Annotated in this window: 19 protein-coding genes; 12 read left to right on the forward strand and 7 right to left on the reverse strand. The window is 72.0% G+C overall.

Annotation, left to right across the window (positions count from 1 at the left end):
- The first annotated feature begins 8 nt into the window (after window positions 1–8).
- Window positions 9–173, forward strand: coding sequence for a DUF397 domain-containing protein (locus ACFWWU_RS09050; protein WP_384141873.1), 165 nt, complete (start codon window positions 9–11; stop codon window positions 171–173).
- A gap of 38 nt (window positions 174–211) precedes the next feature.
- Here ACFWWU_RS09050 and ACFWWU_RS09055 read toward each other — a convergent pair whose 3' ends face one another.
- On the reverse strand, window positions 212–703 hold the full coding sequence (locus ACFWWU_RS09055; protein ID WP_384141171.1) for a hypothetical protein: 492 nt from the start codon (window positions 701–703) through the stop codon (window positions 212–214).
- A 93-nt stretch (window positions 704–796) separates the two neighbouring features.
- On the opposite strand from ACFWWU_RS09055, the gene ACFWWU_RS09060 reads away from it, so the two are divergent.
- The 7 genes from ACFWWU_RS09060 to ACFWWU_RS09090 all read left to right on the forward strand — a co-directional run bounded on the left by ACFWWU_RS09060 (window position 797) and on the right by ACFWWU_RS09090 (window position 5446).
- Window positions 797–1360, forward strand: a complete 564-nt coding sequence (locus tag ACFWWU_RS09060; protein ID WP_384141174.1) for a dihydrofolate reductase family protein — start codon at window positions 797–799, stop codon at window positions 1358–1360.
- A 34-nt stretch (window positions 1361–1394) separates the two neighbouring features.
- Complete coding sequence (locus tag ACFWWU_RS09065) at window positions 1395–1826, forward strand: protein-tyrosine phosphatase family protein (RefSeq protein ID WP_384141177.1); 432 nt, start codon at window positions 1395–1397, stop codon at window positions 1824–1826.
- 104 nt (window positions 1827–1930) lie between these two features.
- The gene (locus ACFWWU_RS09070) at window positions 1931–2590 is read left to right on the forward strand and encodes a hypothetical protein (protein WP_384141180.1); all 660 of its coding nucleotides are present in this window, start codon (window positions 1931–1933) and stop codon (window positions 2588–2590) included.
- 99 nt (window positions 2591–2689) lie between these two features.
- Window positions 2690–2968: a hypothetical protein gene (locus ACFWWU_RS09075; protein ID WP_384141183.1), complete on the forward strand. Its 279-nt coding sequence runs from the start codon at window positions 2690–2692 to the stop codon at window positions 2966–2968.
- Between the two features lie 64 nt (window positions 2969–3032).
- Window positions 3033–3341, forward strand: coding sequence for a DUF2087 domain-containing protein (locus ACFWWU_RS09080; RefSeq protein WP_384141186.1), 309 nt, complete (start codon window positions 3033–3035; stop codon window positions 3339–3341).
- Window positions 3338–3949: a LysE family transporter gene (locus tag ACFWWU_RS09085; RefSeq protein ID WP_384141189.1), complete on the forward strand. Its 612-nt coding sequence runs from the start codon at window positions 3338–3340 to the stop codon at window positions 3947–3949. Before ACFWWU_RS09080 ends, ACFWWU_RS09085 begins: the two co-directional genes overlap by 4 nt.
- 213 nt (window positions 3950–4162) lie before the next feature.
- Window positions 4163–5446 (forward strand): amino acid permease, encoded by a 1284-nt coding sequence (locus ACFWWU_RS09090; RefSeq protein ID WP_384141876.1) that lies wholly within the window; start codon window positions 4163–4165, stop codon window positions 5444–5446.
- On the opposite strand, the gene ACFWWU_RS09095 is transcribed toward ACFWWU_RS09090, so the two are convergent.
- The 3 genes from ACFWWU_RS09095 to ACFWWU_RS09105 form a co-directional block, all read right to left on the reverse strand.
- Window positions 5400–6065, reverse strand: a complete 666-nt coding sequence (locus ACFWWU_RS09095; protein ID WP_384141192.1) for a TetR/AcrR family transcriptional regulator — start codon at window positions 6063–6065, stop codon at window positions 5400–5402. The two genes, ACFWWU_RS09090 and ACFWWU_RS09095, sit on opposite strands and share 47 nt — an antisense overlap.
- Before the next feature lie 110 nt (window positions 6066–6175).
- Window positions 6176–6679 (reverse strand): cupin domain-containing protein, encoded by a 504-nt coding sequence (locus tag ACFWWU_RS09100; protein WP_384141195.1) that lies wholly within the window; start codon window positions 6677–6679, stop codon window positions 6176–6178.
- A gap of 140 nt (window positions 6680–6819) precedes the next feature.
- Window positions 6820–7959, reverse strand: a complete 1140-nt coding sequence (locus ACFWWU_RS09105; RefSeq protein WP_384141198.1) for an MFS transporter — start codon at window positions 7957–7959, stop codon at window positions 6820–6822.
- A gap of 127 nt (window positions 7960–8086) precedes the next feature.
- Here ACFWWU_RS09105 and ACFWWU_RS09110 point away from each other — a divergent pair, with 127 nt between their 5' ends.
- The gene (locus tag ACFWWU_RS09110; RefSeq protein ID WP_384141201.1) at window positions 8087–8671 is read left to right on the forward strand and encodes an NADPH-dependent FMN reductase; all 585 of its coding nucleotides are present in this window, start codon (window positions 8087–8089) and stop codon (window positions 8669–8671) included.
- Between the two features lie 6 nt (window positions 8672–8677).
- Here the strand turns inward: ACFWWU_RS09110 and ACFWWU_RS09115 are convergent, their stop codons facing one another.
- Window positions 8678–8911, reverse strand: a complete 234-nt coding sequence (locus ACFWWU_RS09115) for a hypothetical protein (RefSeq protein WP_384141204.1) — start codon at window positions 8909–8911, stop codon at window positions 8678–8680.
- A gap of 126 nt (window positions 8912–9037) precedes the next feature.
- On the opposite strand from ACFWWU_RS09115, the gene ACFWWU_RS09120 reads away from it, so the two are divergent.
- Complete coding sequence (locus ACFWWU_RS09120; RefSeq protein ID WP_384141207.1) at window positions 9038–9610, forward strand: dihydrofolate reductase family protein; 573 nt, start codon at window positions 9038–9040, stop codon at window positions 9608–9610.
- 45 nt (window positions 9611–9655) lie between these two features.
- Here ACFWWU_RS09120 and ACFWWU_RS09125 read toward each other — a convergent pair whose 3' ends face one another.
- On the reverse strand, window positions 9656–10198 hold the full coding sequence (locus ACFWWU_RS09125; RefSeq protein WP_384141210.1) for a GNAT family N-acetyltransferase: 543 nt from the start codon (window positions 10196–10198) through the stop codon (window positions 9656–9658).
- A gap of 173 nt (window positions 10199–10371) precedes the next feature.
- Here ACFWWU_RS09125 and ACFWWU_RS09130 point away from each other — a divergent pair, with 173 nt between their 5' ends.
- Together ACFWWU_RS09130 and ACFWWU_RS09135 are read left to right on the forward strand one after the other, a co-directional pair.
- Window positions 10372–10974, forward strand: coding sequence for an isochorismatase family protein (locus ACFWWU_RS09130; RefSeq protein ID WP_384141213.1), 603 nt, complete (start codon window positions 10372–10374; stop codon window positions 10972–10974).
- Between the two features lie 7 nt (window positions 10975–10981).
- Window positions 10982–11890, forward strand: a complete 909-nt coding sequence (locus tag ACFWWU_RS09135) for a GlxA family transcriptional regulator (protein WP_384141216.1) — start codon at window positions 10982–10984, stop codon at window positions 11888–11890.
- 22 nt (window positions 11891–11912) lie between these two features.
- On the opposite strand, the gene ACFWWU_RS09140 is transcribed toward ACFWWU_RS09135, so the two are convergent.
- The gene (locus ACFWWU_RS09140) at window positions 11913–12086 is read right to left on the reverse strand and encodes a hypothetical protein (protein ID WP_384141219.1); all 174 of its coding nucleotides are present in this window, start codon (window positions 12084–12086) and stop codon (window positions 11913–11915) included.
- Window positions 12087–12121: the final 35 nt, after the last annotated feature.

The raw sequence follows: 12121 nt of genomic DNA on the forward strand, positions 1-12121 counted from the left end.
TTCCCGGCATTTCGGGTCCGGGGGCGCCCCCTGTCGGGGCCGCCGTCTGTGTCGCCGACAACCTCCCCCGTGTCCGCGTCCGGGACACGAAGGACCACTCCAAGGGCGAGTTGACGGCCGCGCCGACCGCCTGGGCCGCCTTCACCGCGTTCGCGCGGGCGTGCGCGGTCTGACCTCTTCGAGGGCGTCGGGCCCCTGCCGCACGCAGCGGTCAGCGTTCATGCCGCCGGCGCTTGCGGTTCGGGTGGTGGGGGCGTACCAGGCTGTCGAGGGCGCCGATGGCGGCGCGGACGTGTGCCGGTTCGCGGGGTGATTTCCCGCCCGCGCAGTGCCAGTCGGCGTGCCCGTCCTCCTCGCGCGGGTGCATGCCGATGCCGTGCTCGCCGCACACGGGCCAGGCCTGCCAGAGGAGTTCGGAGACGGTCTCCTGCGCGGCCTCGGCGACGTCCGCCAGGGCGCGGGCAGGGGAGTCGGCCGGACTCGGCTCCAGGCAGTTGCCCTGCCACTCGCCGCCGGCCATGGCCACGTAGACGTCCTCGCCCCTTCCCTCGTCCCACGGGGGAAGCGCCAGGAGTCGCAGCGGCTCCTGGTCCGGCAGGGTCACCGCGAGGTCCCGGTTGACCAGGGCGAGCGCCTCCTCCCACAGCGGGTACTCGCCGGGCAGGACCCGGCGGGGGTCGAGGGGGTCGAAGATGCCACTCATGGGGGCCATCCTGCCTCCTCGCCCGGCCGTGTGAGGAGCCTGTGGCGTCCGGCGGTCGTACTGTCGGTCGCGTCACCGAGGAGGAGGCTTCTGATGCGCAGCGTGACCTATTCGATGGGCGTCTCACTCGACGGCTACATCGTCGGGCCGGACGGCGGCTTCGACTGGACGGACCCCGACGACGAGGTCTTCCGCTTCTGGATCGACGACATTCGGCGCATCGACGTCCACCTGCTGGGGCGGCGGCTGTACGAGACGATGCTGTACTGGGAGACCGCCGACCAGGATCCGACGCTCGACGACGCGAACCGTGAGTGGACCGCGCTCTGGAAGCCGCTCCCGAAGGTGGTGTTCTCCACGACGCTGTCGGAGGTGCAGGGCAACGCCCGCCTGCTCTCCGGCGGCCTGGCGGAGGAGATCGAGCGGCTGCGGGCCGAGCCGGGGGAGGGCGACATCGCGATCGGCGGAGCGACGCTCGCCGCCGAGGCGGCCGAGGCGGGTCTGATCGACGAGTACCAGGTCATGGTCCACCCGGTGCTGGTCGGCGGCGGCATCCCGTTCTTCGCCCGGAACGAGCGCCAGGTCGATCTCGAACTCGTCGAGACCCGCACCATCGGCTCGAAGGTCGTCTACCTCCGCTACCGGGTGACGCGCTAGGCCGAACTCCGCCCGCCGCGACTACGGTGAGCGGGTGAGCGAGACCTGGAGCGCTACGGGCGCTGGTGTTCTGCGGCTTCCCTCCGGGCGTCTGGTCCGGGGCCGCGCGCTGCGACGACCGCTTCCGGCCGGTCCGACGCCCGCCTTCGCCGTCTATCTGCTCGGCAAGCAGCCTCCCGAGGTCCCCTGGGACGTCCGGTGGCTGCGCTGGCCGGACTTCCGGCTGCCCACCAGCCACACACAGGCCCAAGCCGTCCTCGGTGAGGCATACGCCCGTGCCGACGCCGAACGCGTCGAGATCGCCTGCGGCGGTGGCCGTGGCCGAACCGGCACCGCCCTGGCCTGTCTCGCCGTCCTGGACGGAGTACCGGCCGGCGAGGCGGTGGACTTCGTGCGCCGGAACTACGACACCCGTGCGGTCGAGACCCCCTGGCAGAGGCGCTACGTCTCCCGCTTCGCGGACTGACTTCGTCGGGTCGAGCTCTGAAGTTGCTCAAGTCCCGTGTCCTGCCCGCCTATCGGCGGGCAGAGTGATCCCACCATCGACCAATGGGACCGGGGGAAAACAGCATGAAGATCCGACAGGCCTGCCTCTCTGCGTGTGCCGTCGTCACACTGATCGCGGGCACGTCCGCCTGCACGTCCGACGGCCCGGAGCCGGCCGAGAGGCCCACGCACGCCGCCGCTGACACCGCCTGCGCGAACGGCACGTACGCGTGGTTCAACGTCGACAAGCGGGACGTCCTGACGGGCGTCGCCGAGAAGCAGACGCTCGGCAAGGGAGGCGGCGAGCTGACGCACAAGCTCGCGCCGGTCCACACACCGCGTGTCACCGTCACCTTCGAGAAGGGGCCGCGCGTCGACGCCAAGGCCGCGCTCCGCTCGCTGGGTGCCCACATCGGCGACACGGACGCCACCGGCGACGGCGGCTACGAGTTCGCCGACGTCCGCCGCCCCGCACCGGATCTCGCCGCGGGCAGCACCAGCGTCGACGGCGCCGGAACGTTCGTGGACTACGCGTGGGTGAAGCAGGTCACCGCCGACTTCCGCTACACCTGCGCGGACGGCAAGCGGGCGGCCGGCCGGGCGACCAGCTGGAGCATCGACGGCTCGGGCGTCCTGGAGTGCGCGGAATCGATCCGGGACGTGAAGGAGGGCAGCCCGGTGCTGGTGGCGGCCCGGCTGTCCTGCGGCCCCGACGCCCCGGCCGCCAAGGCCGAAAAGGCCTGACCGGCTCATTCGCTCGTTCGGGGCCCGCCGCCGTGCGGGGCGGGGGACCGGCTGGTCAGCTGGTCGGGACCCACTCCCCGCACGTACAGGAGCAGCATCATGGCCGTCATCGTCACCGTCGAGATCCCCGGCGGCACCCAGGCGCAGTACGAGGAGACCACGCGGCTGCTGGAGGCCGAGGAGTGGTTCCCGCCGAAGGGGTTCCTCGCCCACGCGGCCGGTCCTGACGGGTCCGGGGGCTGGCGGGTCGTCGACTTCTGGGACTCGGAGGGCGACTTCCTCGCGTTCGTGGAGAAGGCCCGGCCGATCTTCGACCGGGGCGGCGTCCGGTCGATCCGGCCGACGGTGCAGGAGGCCGTGAACGTCATCCTCAAGTAGCGCGGGCCGGGCCTCGCGAAAACCCTTTGCGGGGCGGGGGCCGTGGGCGCCAGGCTTCCGTCCCATGACCAGTCATCCTTCCCGCCCTGTCGCGGACCTGTTCTCCGCGGAGGGGCGCCTCAAGGCGATCCCGCGCAAGCCCGCGCGCCGCGAGGCGCTCCTCGCACACCTCGCGGAGACCCTCTTCGACGCGGACCGGTCCTACCGCGAGTCCGAGGTCAACGAGGCCCTGCGCACCGTGCACGAGGACTTCCCGGCCCTGCGCCGCTACCTCGTGATCGGCGGCTTCCTCACCCGTACCAAGGACGGCGCGGAGTACCGCCGACAGCAGCAGCCCGGCTCCCCCGGAGGCGCGATCCCCGCCGCCGCGTGACGGGCGCGGTGGTGGCCGGCCTGCTGGCCGGCTACGGCATCGCGATCCCGGTCGGCGCCGTCGGCGCCCATCTGGTGGCGGTCGCGGCACGCTCCCCCTGGCGTACGGGGGCGGGCGCGGCCCTCGGCATCGCCGCCGCGGACGGGCTGTACGCCCTCCTCGCGGTCCTCGGGGGCGCGGCCCTCGTCCCCCTCCTCGCCCCCGTGGCGAGCCCTCTGCGCTGGGCTTCGGCCGTGGTCCTCGTGATCCTGGCGGCCGTGTCCACCAGGGCCGCGGTCCGCACGTACCGCTCCGGACCGACGACCGCCGAGGCCCCGCCGCCCGCGCCCCGGCGGGCGTTCCTCACCTTTCTGGGGATCACGGTCCTCAACCCCATGACGGTGGTCTACTTCACCGCTCTCGTCCTCGGCGGCCACTCGACGACGGGCGCGACGGAAGCGACGGCCTTCGTCCTCGCCGCCTTCGCCGCCTCGGCGAGCTGGCAACTCCTCCTCGCCACCGGCGGCACCCTCCTCGGCCACCTCGTCACGGGCCCCCGAGGCTGCCTGACGACGGCCCTCGCCTCGGGGGTCCTGATCACGGCGCTGGCGGTGGGCCTGGTGGTGTGAGCGGGCTCAGACGTCGGGCAGCGGCCGGATCATGTCGATGCCCGGTTCCTGTCCTGAGGCTTCGCTGGATGTCTCAGCGGCCGGAACCGGTTTGCCCTCGTGCCAGGTCAGCGGCGAAACTCCTGCGCCGGTCGTCTGCCGGTCGTCTGAATTTCGGGGGGAATCGTGACAGAGCGGGTACTCGGCGCGGGGCTGCGACAGCGGCATCTGGCCATGATCGCGTTGGGCGGGGCCATCGGGGCCGGGTTGTTCGTCGGTTCGGGGTTCGGGATCGCCGCCGCCGGGCCCGGGATCCTCGTCTCGTACGGCCTCGCCGGCGTCCTGACCGTCCTGGTGATGCGGATGCTCGGCGAGATGTCCGCGGCCCGTCCGGTCACGGGCTCCTTCGCGGAGCACGCGCGGTCGGCGTTCGGGCCCTGGGCCGGGCTGCTCGCCGGGTGGATGTACTGGGCGCTGCTCGTCGTGAGCGTCGCCGCCGAGGCCGTCGGCGCGGCCCACATCGTCGAGGGCTGGGTGCCGGCCGTCCCCGGCTGGGTGTGGGTGGCCGTCTTCATGAGCCTGTTCACCGTGAGCAACCTCGCCGGCGTCCGGAACTTCGGCGAGCTGGAGTTCTGGTTCGCCGGCCTCAAGATCGCCGCGATCGCCGGCTTCCTCGTCCTGGGGGTCGTGGTGCTGGCCGGTCTGCTGCCCGGGCAGCCCTCGCCCGGGACCGCGCACCTCACCGGCGACGGCGGCTTCCTGCCGCACGGCTGGTACGGCGTCGCCGTCGGCATGGTCGCGGCCGTCTTCGCCTTCGGCGGCCTGGAGACCGTCACCATCGCCGCGGCCGAGTGCGACGACCCCGTCCGCGCGGTCCGCGCCGGCGTACGGGCCGTGATGTGGCGGGTCGCCGTCTGCTACCTCGGCTCGATGGCCGTGATCGTCGCCCTCGTCCCGTGGAACGACCCCGCCGTGGCCGACGGCCCGTACGCCGCCGTCATGGCCCGCATCGGCGTCCCCGGCGCCGCCGACGTCATGAAGGCCGTCGTCCTCGTCGCGCTCCTGTCCGCGATGAACGCCAACATCTACGGCTCCTCGCGCATGCTGTACGCCCTCGTCGGGCGCGGCGACGCACCCCGCGCGCTCGGCCGGCTGCGCAAGGGAGTCCCTTACGCGGCCGTCCTCGCCTCCGCCGCCTTCGGCTTCGTCTCGGTGATCCTCAGCCTGCTCTGGCCGCGCACGGTCTTCCCGTTCCTGCTCAACTCCATCGGCGCCGCGATCCTCGTCGTCTGGGCGCTGATCGCCGCCTCCCACCTGCGCCTGCACGGTCCTTCCGTACGGGCGGTCGTCGCCCTCGCGGGGATCGGCGGGGTGCTGCTCTTCATGCTGGGCGACGAGGCGAGCCGTATCCAGATCCTCACCACGGGCGCGTGGGCGGCGGCCCTGCTGGTGTGGGCCCGGGTCAGGATCGTCAGGCGGTCGCGTACCGGGACAGGAACAGATCCACTCCCGAGCTGATCACCCGCGTCAGCTCGGCGTCCTCGATCACCGCGTCGGGCGAGAAGGTCCGCACGAGCTGCGGCACGCCCACCGTCACCGCGACGAGCTGCTGGACGGCGAGCTTCGGGTCGGGCACGTCGAGGGTGCCGCGCGCGTGCAGCTCGGTGAAGGCCTCGACGAGCGGGCCGTTGTTCATGTCGTAGCTGACCCGGTACCAGAGCTGCCCGAGCTGCGGGAAGCGGTCTATCTCGCCGATCACCAGGCGCCGCAGCGACATGATGTCGGGCCGCAGCAGGATCCGCGCCCAGTCGGTGGTGAGCCGGAGGAGCGCGGCCCGCAGGTCGGGGGCGTCGGCCAGGGTGGAGTTGGAGGGCTCCAGATCGGCGTACGTCTTCGGCAGGACACCGCCGATGACGGCGAGGAACAGACGCTCCTTGCTGCCGAAGTGCTTGTAGATCGTCGCCTTGGAGACACCGGAGCCGCGGGTGATCGCGTCCATGGAGGCCGCGGAGTAGCCCTCGGCGAGGAACTCGGCGAGGGCGGCGTCGATGATCGCCTGCCGCTTGCGCGAGGCCGCGTCGGCGGGGTCCGGGATGATCGGGATGCCGTACTCGTCGATGGCGCCCTGGGCGTCCATGGGCGGTGTCCTTAGCTGTGGTGACGGGGGCCCGCCAGTATATGAACTGAACGGTTTGGTCTGCAAAGCCCGGCGCCCGATGCGTCTGCGCGGAGCCCGGCCCGACGCGTCTATACGAAGAAGCTGTCGTGGCGCTCGCAGAACTCCACCCGCTCGGCGTCGCTCAGGTCGGCGAGCTGCGTGATCGCCTCGAAGTACTCCTCGCGGGGCGCGCCGGGGGCGAACAGCATGAGCATCGAGGCGGGTTCGGCGGCGTCGTTGCGGAAGGCGTGCAGTCCGCCGACGGGGACGTAGAGGTGGTCGCCGGAGCGGGCGGTGACCCACTTCTCCCCGTCGAACAGCCGCACGCTGCCGGAGAGGACGAAGAACGCCTCCGACATGGCCTTGTGGAAGTGGGTGCTCGGACCGCCCGCCTCGGGCCCCATGTCGACGCGGTACAGGCCGTACTCGCCGTCGGTCGAGGTGTTCTTGGACAGGTAGTGGTACGCGGTGCCGCCGGGCCCGGGTCCCGAGACGTAGTCGGGCTCGGCGGTGGCGGGCCGGAAGCGGGCGGTGAGCTCGCCCTGCTCGCCGAAGTAGCGGGGGGCGGGGTAGGAGGGGTGGAGGAGGGACATGGGGGGCTCCTGGGGTGAGGTGTGCGCTGGGTGGGGCGGTAGGGCGGTAGGGCGGCAGGTAGGTCGGTAGGGCGGTGGGGCGGTAGGCGGTGGGGCGATGGGTAGGGCGGCTGTCGGTTGGTCGGTGGGGCGGCGTGCGGTCAGGGTGCGTTCTGGAGTTGGAGTGCCTCCGCCGCGGCCGGGCCCGCCGCCACGCCGATCAGGAAGGCCAGGTTGAACAGCCCGATCGCCGTCGTGTGCCGCGCTTCCGGGAGCCGTCCGGTCGCCGCGCCGGTGAGCAGTCCCTGACCGCCGGCCGTGACGAGGGAGCTGATCGCCGAGCCGACGAGGACCACCGCCGTCCAGGGCGCGAACGTGGCCAGGGCGGCGGCCGAGACGGCGCCGGCCGCGAGCAGGAGCCGTGTCCGGCGCGCGCCCAGGCGGGGCGCGGCGCGTATCAGCTGCCAGGACAGCAGGGCGCCCACCAGGGTGGCGATCGAGGCCGCCGCGCCGGTCTCCACGCCGGTCCAGCCGGTGAGGGCGGCGACGCGGCGCGGAGCCGCGTACAGCAGGGCGAAGTTGACGGTGGAGAGCGCGAGCATGAGCCCGGCGGCGGTGCGGAAGCCGCGGTCGCGCAGCACGTCGAGGGGGAGTGCGGGGGTACGGGGCCGGCGCCCGCTCTCGGGTCCCGCCTTCGGCGCGGCGCGGCGCGCGAGGCGCAGCGCCGGTACGAGGGCGAGCAGGCTGAGGAGCGGGAGCGCCAGGGCGGCGCGCCAGCCGAGGGTCCCGGCGACGGCCGCGCCGATGAAGAGGCCCGACGTGCCGCCGACCGCGCTGCCGATCGCGACGAGCCCGGGCGCCCGGCCCGAGCGGTCCCGGCCGGCGATCTGGAAGGCCGCGACGTTGAGACCGGCCGCGCCCGCCGCTTCGAGGGCGCGCCCGGCGACGGCCAGCGGCAGGTTCGGGGCGACGAGGGTGAGGGCGGCGCCCAGGACGAGGACGGCGGCGCCGGCCCGGACGGTGCCGGCGGGGCCGCGCCGCCCGCCCGCCGCGGACAGCAGGGGCGTACCGACCGCCATGCCGATCCCGTAGGCGGTCATCAGCCAGGCGGCCGTCCCCGGGGAGACGGCGAGTCCGAGGGCGGCCTCGGGCAGGGCCAGGGTCGGCCCGGACACGCCCATCGCGGCGGGCGCGGCGAGTAACGCGAGGAACAGGCCGCCGCCTCCTGCGCGCTCGCGGTCGTCGGCTTTCCCGGGGGCTGGGGGCGAATCGGCGTGGGCGGTCGTCGGCGTAGTGGCCATGCCTTGAATGAACTACACGATTCAGTTCACTGTCAAGACTGAACCGTTCCGTTGACAGACTGAACCGATCGGTTTAGCTTCTTGGTCGTCGAGACACGACGCCCCGCTTCATCTCCCAGGAGTTCTCATGGCCACGTCCACGTCCACGTCCCCGTCCACGGTCCTCGCCATCTCCGGCTCGATCCGCTCCGACTCGCACAACACGCAACTGCTGCGCGCGGCACAGAAGTTCAACACCGGCCAGGAGATCGAGATCTACGAGGGCCTGCGCGACATCCCGCCGTACGACCAGGACCTCGACACGCCGGAACTGCGCCCGGCCACCGTCAACGAGCTGCGCCGCCGGGTCATGGAGGCGGACGGACTGCTCATCGCCACACCGGAGTTCAACTACTCCATCCCCGGCGTCCTCAAGAACGCCCTCGACTGGCTGAGCACCGACTGGACCCGCACCGAGGGGCTGCCCCTGAACCGCAAGCCCACCGCGATCCTCGGCGCCGCGCCGACCAACTTCGGCACCGTCCGCGCGCAGATCGCGCTGCGTCAGGTCTTCGTCTGGACGGACAGCGACGTCGTCGTGAAGCCGGAGGTGCACGTGTTCCGCTCGCACGAGCGCTTCGACGCCGAGGGCAACCTCACGGACGAGACCACGATCGAGCTCCTCCAGCTCCTCCTGACCAACCTCCAGTCCAAGATCGACGCGGCGGCCTGACGTGTCTCAGCGGTTCCGCCGGCAGCGGTAGGAGAGGACCGACCGGTACGACCGGGCGGACAGCAGCGAGAAGGCGCTCGCCCAGGAGCCGACGGAGCCGATCGACAGTGCGGAGCCGATCGATCCGACGGACAGGAAGGATCCGACGGAGCCGATCGAGAGCGTCGAGCCCACCGACGCGACGGACAGGAACGAGTCCCGCGACCACAGGGACAGTGAGGAACTGCGCTGCATGGCCATACTTCGATCTTAGGCTTGGGTGGCGACCGATGAGTTTTCCCAGGGGTCGCAGTCATACATCACGACTGGCGCGCGGCGCCGGGAACCATGCAAGTCGCCCAAACCCCGAGGAACCGAGGAATCGCCATGCGCACGCTCATCAGCTCCGCCTTCATCTCGCTCGACGGCGTCGTGGAGGGTCCGGGCGGCGAGCCCGGCTACCGGAACTCCGGCTGGACCTTCAAGGACGTCGAGTTCCTCCCCGAGGCCTTCGAGATCAAGGGCCGGGAGCAGAAGGAGGCCAGTGCGATTCTGCTGGGCCGGACCAGTTACGAGGCGTTCAGCCCCGTGTGGCCCGACATGGAGGACTTCGCCGACTACAAGACGATGCCGAAGTACGTCGTCTCCACCACGCTCACCGAGGACGACCTGGTGTCGAACTGGGGCGAGACGACGATCCTGCGCTCGCTCGACGAGGTCGCCGCGCTGAAGGAGACCGAGGGCGGCCCGATCATCGTCCACGGCAGCGCCACCCTGAACCAGGCCCTCTCGGACGCCGGCCTGATCGACCGTTACCACCTGCTCGTCTTCCCGCTCCTCCTCGGCGCGGGCAAGCGGCTCTTCAGCGCCACGGACAAGGACACCCAGAAGCTGAAGCTCGTCGAGCACGAGGCCTACGCCAACGGTCTGCAGAAGCAGGTCTTCGACGTGGTCCGCTGACGCGGCGCCCGCTGCCGACGTACGGACCCGGGCGGCGGCCCTCGCCTACGCCGCCGGGTCCGGCTTCCAGTCCTGGACGAGCAGACCGAGCAGCACCTCGTCCAGGAACTCGCCCAACACCCAGGCCGAGGAGCGCAGGACGCCCTCGCGGACGAAGCCGTTGCGCTCGGCGGAGCGCAGCATCGCGGTGTTGTCCGCCAGCGTCTCGATCTGCAGCCGGTGGAGGCCGCGCACGACGAAGCCGTAGTGACACAGCACCGCGACCACGTCGGTGCCGTAGCCCTTGCCGCGGGCGGACGGCAGCAGCCCGAGCCCGATGTGCGCGGCCCGGTGGTGGTTGTCGATGCCCCACAGGTTCGCGGTGCCGACCAGCGTGCCGCCGTCCAGCTCCACCACGGAGAAGGAGACGTGTCCCTGAGCCGAGTCGTCCACCACGAGCCGCGGATCCTTCGAGCCGGGCGTGATCGGCCGCCACGGCGCGGCTTCGGCGCGCGAGCCGTTGACCACGTCGTCGTAGAGCTCGGTCCGAAGTATCGGGATGTCCTCGTCGTGCCGGGCCCTGAGCCCGACCTTGCCACCTCTAAGCATGCAGGCTTCCTATCCGACGCCGTCGGCCGGCGGCAAACGAATAAGGCGGCGATCCGATCAGGGCGTACCCGCGCCGACGGCCTGCCGGCGGACGCCTCGGTGACCGGATCGGTCCGCTACCGGACGCGATGCGGCCTGTCGCCGCCGCGCCCGCGCGGGTCAGGCTTGAGGACATGAGCCGAGCACTGATCGTCATCGATGTCCAGGAGTCCTTCCGCGCCCAGCCGCTGTGGGAGACCGTCTCCGACCCGAAGATCGCCGACAAGGTGAACCGCCTGGTCCGGCTCGCCCGCCAGGCCGGGGACCTGGTGGTGTGGGTCCTGCACTCCGAGCCCGGCGCCGGCGGTGTCTTCGACCCGGCCCTCGGCCATGTCCGGCCGATGGAGGAGCTGGAGCGAGCGGACGGCGAGCCGCTGATCCTCAAGACCTCGCACAACGCCTTCACCACCACCAACCTGCAGCAACTCCTCACCGCGCACGGCATCCGCGAGCTCACCGTCTGCGGCATCCGCACCGAGCAGTGCGTGGAGACGACCACCCGCGTCGCATGCGACCTCGGCTACCAGGTCACCTTCGTCACCGACGCGACCGCGACCCATCCCATCCCCCACCGAGACGCTCCCGCCGACCGGAGCGTCGCGGATCTGCTGGCCGACCCGCGCACGCTGCCGTCCGCGGAGGTCATCAGGCGCACCGAGTACGCCCTCGCCGGACGGTTCGCCACCATCGCCACGGTCGACCGGCTGGAGGCCGCGGCGGGACTCCCCGTACGATGACCGAATCGTGAGTCGTATCGTCTTCCTCCTGGTGCCCGGAGTCCAGTTGCTGGACCTGGCCGGTCCTGCGCAGGTCTTCTCCACGGCCGCCGACTTCGGGCATCTCTACACGCTCGCCTACGTCGCCGAGCAGCCGCGGGTGCCCACCGCCCAGGGCCTGCCGCTGGTGGCCGGGCTCGACTGGCCCGAGCTCGGGCCCGAGGATCTGATCGTGGTGCCGGGCTGGCGGACCGGCACCCTGGCGGACGGCCCCGACATCGGCGCCGCCTCCCTCCAGGTCCTCCGGGAACACCACGCCAGGGGCGGGACAGTGGCCAGCGTCTGCGCCGGAGCCGACGCGCTGGGCCGGGCCGGCCTGCTCGACGGCCGCCGCTGCACCACCCACCACGACCTACAGGACGAGCTGGCGCTGCGCCACCCCAGGGCGGTGGTCGTCCGCGACGTCCTGTTCACCGCCGACGAGCGGGTGATCACCTCGGCCGGCATCGCCAGCGGCATCGATCTGGCGCTTCACCTGGTCGCGACCCGGCACGGCCCGGCCGCCGCCGCCCGAGTGGCCCGGGACATGGTCGTCTACGCGCGCCGCAACGGCCACGACCCGCAGGCCAGCGCGATGCTCCGGCACCGGTCGCACCTGGACGACACCGTGCACCGCGCCCAGGACCTCATCGACGCCCGCTTCGACCAGCCACTCCCACTGAACACGCTGGCAGCGGCCGTCGGCGTGAGTGAACGCACCCTCACCCGCCTCTTCGGCCGCTCCACCGGGCTCACTCCCCTGCGCTACCAGCAGACCCTCCGCCTCGAACGCGCCCAGCACCTCATCAGCCACGGCGCGACGATCGACGCCGCAGCTCGCTCCGTCGGCTTCGAGGACCCGCGCATGCTGCGCCGCCTCCGCGCCCGCTCAGTCTGAGCGTGTCGGACGACTGGCGTTCCTAGCCGCCGCAGGCGGGCAGGAACTCCAGCCCTTCCGGCGTACCGAAGCGGACGACCGCGAGGTACGACTCCGGGTAGTCGCAGCCCAGGTCGATCCACTGGAGTGCGAAGACGGTCCAGACGACGAACACGGCCAGGAGGAACCAGCGCCAGCCCTTTGACATGTTCGCCACGTACCCGCCGGGCCGGCGGAGGAACCGCTTCCCTC

Origin of the sequence: Streptomyces sp. NPDC058650, from assembly GCF_042717315.1 — a bacterium.
GTDB lineage: Bacteria > Actinomycetota > Actinomycetes > Streptomycetales > Streptomycetaceae > Streptomyces.

What these genes read in the sequence shown, in the direction of transcription:
- ACFWWU_RS09070 (WP_384141180.1), top strand. Translation starts at nt 1,931, where the DNA reads ATGAAGATCCGACAGGCCTGCCTCTCTGCGTGTGCCGTCGTCACACTG.
- ACFWWU_RS09105 (WP_384141198.1), bottom strand. Translation starts at nt 7,959, where the DNA reads ATGGCCACTACGCCGACGACCGCCCACGCCGATTCGCCCCCAGCCCCC.
- ACFWWU_RS09090 (WP_384141876.1), top strand. Translation starts at nt 4,163, where the DNA reads ATGATCGCGTTGGGCGGGGCCATCGGGGCCGGGTTGTTCGTCGGTTCG.
- ACFWWU_RS09060 (WP_384141174.1), top strand. Translation starts at nt 797, where the DNA reads ATGCGCAGCGTGACCTATTCGATGGGCGTCTCACTCGACGGCTACATC.
- ACFWWU_RS09110 (WP_384141201.1), top strand. Translation starts at nt 8,087, where the DNA reads ATGGCCACGTCCACGTCCACGTCCCCGTCCACGGTCCTCGCCATCTCC.
- ACFWWU_RS09115 (WP_384141204.1), bottom strand. Translation starts at nt 8,911, where the DNA reads ATGGCCATGCAGCGCAGTTCCTCACTGTCCCTGTGGTCGCGGGACTCG.
- ACFWWU_RS09100 (WP_384141195.1), bottom strand. Translation starts at nt 6,679, where the DNA reads ATGTCCCTCCTCCACCCCTCCTACCCCGCCCCCCGCTACTTCGGCGAG.
- ACFWWU_RS09080 (WP_384141186.1), top strand. Translation starts at nt 3,033, where the DNA reads ATGACCAGTCATCCTTCCCGCCCTGTCGCGGACCTGTTCTCCGCGGAG.
- ACFWWU_RS09075 (WP_384141183.1), top strand. Translation starts at nt 2,690, where the DNA reads ATGGCCGTCATCGTCACCGTCGAGATCCCCGGCGGCACCCAGGCGCAG.
- ACFWWU_RS09125 (WP_384141210.1), bottom strand. Translation starts at nt 10,198, where the DNA reads ATGCTTAGAGGTGGCAAGGTCGGGCTCAGGGCCCGGCACGACGAGGAC.
- ACFWWU_RS09095 (WP_384141192.1), bottom strand. Translation starts at nt 6,065, where the DNA reads ATGGACGCCCAGGGCGCCATCGACGAGTACGGCATCCCGATCATCCCG.
- ACFWWU_RS09120 (WP_384141207.1), top strand. Translation starts at nt 9,038, where the DNA reads ATGCGCACGCTCATCAGCTCCGCCTTCATCTCGCTCGACGGCGTCGTG.
- ACFWWU_RS09055 (WP_384141171.1), bottom strand. Translation starts at nt 703, where the DNA reads ATGAGTGGCATCTTCGACCCCCTCGACCCCCGCCGGGTCCTGCCCGGC.
- ACFWWU_RS09130 (WP_384141213.1), top strand. Translation starts at nt 10,372, where the DNA reads ATGAGCCGAGCACTGATCGTCATCGATGTCCAGGAGTCCTTCCGCGCC.